Raw genomic sequence first — 1,611 nt, 5'->3', positions numbered from 1 at the left:
GACGATGGCGCCCATGCCCACCAGCACCCGGTGCCCTACCCTGCACCCGTGCAGCACCACGTGGTGCCCCACCGTCACGTCGTCCCCAATGGTGGTGGAGAAGCGATTGCTCGTGACGTGGATCATCGTGAGATCCTGGATGTTGGTCCTCCGGCCGATGCGGAGGGCGTTCACGTCCCCCCGCAGCACCGAGTTGAACCACACCGAGCTGTCCTCCCCCACCTCCACGTCCCCGATGACCTGCGCCGAGTCCTCGATGAAGCAGCTCGGGTGGACGCGCGGGGTCTGATCCTTGAAACGGCGAAGGGCCATGTCGGGGGCTCCGGGGGGGTGGTTCAGGCGACGACGAGCGGGAACTCGGGGCGCGGGGACTCGGCGGGCGGCACCACCATCGGCGCGCTCAGCAGCGCCGTCTGCTTCCCGGAGAGCTGGTTCGGCGTCGCGCTCTCCACCAGCACCTTCACGAAGGCCCCCGCCGGCGCGTCGCCGTCGAAGTTCACCGTGCGGTTCTCCGGCGTGCGACCGAAGCGCTTGAGCGGGTTGTAGCGCGAGGCCCCTTCCACCATCACCTCCACCTCCTTGCCCACCTGCGCCGAGGTGAGCTCTCCGCTGATGCGCCGCTGGATCTTCTGCAGCCGCTCCAGCCGCTCGATCTTCACCTCGTGCGGCACCAGGCCCCACTCATTCTCCTTGAGCGCCGCGCCCGTCTTCGGCCGGGGGCTGTAGATGAACGAGAACTGGTTCTCGTAGCGGACCTTCTCCGTCAGCTCCAGGGTGAGGGCGAAGTCCTCCTCCGTCTCACCCGGGAAGCCCACGATGATGTCCGTCGTCACCGCGATGCCCGGACGCGCCGCGCGCAGCTTCTCCAGCCGCTCCAGGTACTGCACCACCGTGTAGTCGCGCCGCATCCGCTTGAGCACCGGGTTGGAGCCGCTCTGCACCGGCAGGTGGAAGTGCGGCATGATCTTCGGCTGCACCCGGAAGGCCTCGACGAGCTCGTCCGACAGGTCGTGCGGGTGGCTCGTGGTGAAGCGCACGCGCTCGATGCCCGGCACCTCGGCGGTGCGCAGCAGCAACTGCGCGAAGCTGATGCCGCCCCGGTACGAGTTCACGTTCTGCCCGATGAGCGTCACCTCGCGCACGCCCACCTTCGCCAGGTCCGCCACCTCGCCCAGCACCTCCGGGAAGGCCCGGCTCACCTCGCGGCCGCGGGTATGCGGCACCACGCAGAAGGCGCAGACGTTGTCGCAGCCCTTCATCACCGTGACGAACTCGGTCACCTTGCCGCGGCTCGTCTCGGGGTCGGCGCGCGGGAAGACGTACTCCTCGGAGTCCACCCAGGCCGTCTCCACCACGCGCTCGCGCTCGCCCTGCACGCGGCCGATGATCTCCGGCAGCTTGGCGATGGAGTCCGGGCCGAAGACGAAGTCCAGGTAGGGCACCTTCTTGAGGAGCTTGTCCTTCTCCTGCTGCGCCACGCACCCGCCCACGCCGAGCAGGGTGCCCCGGGCGAGCTTCACGGTGCGGTAGCGGCCCAGGGCGGAGAGCATCTTGTCCTCGGCCTTCTCGCGGATGGAGCAGGTGTTGAGGATGATGAGGTCCGCCTCCTCC

The 1,611-nt window shown here is 68.7% G+C and carries 2 protein-coding genes; both read right to left on the bottom strand.

Annotation, left to right across the window (positions count from 1 at the left end; genetic code table 11):
• Positions 1-312: gamma carbonic anhydrase family protein (locus tag VF794_RS01210; protein WP_331106878.1), on the bottom strand; the 312-nt coding region annotated here is incomplete at its 3' end.
• A gap of 23 nt (positions 313-335) precedes the next feature.
• On the bottom strand, positions 336-1,611 hold a 1,276-nt coding region (gene miaB / locus VF794_RS01205), incomplete at its 5' end, for a tRNA (N6-isopentenyl adenosine(37)-C2)-methylthiotransferase MiaB (RefSeq protein WP_331106876.1).

Source organism: Archangium sp. (assembly GCF_036389735.1).
In the GTDB taxonomy this organism is placed as follows: domain Bacteria; phylum Myxococcota; class Myxococcia; order Myxococcales; family Myxococcaceae; genus Archangium.
This window is presented reverse-complemented; position numbering and strand designations above follow the sequence as displayed.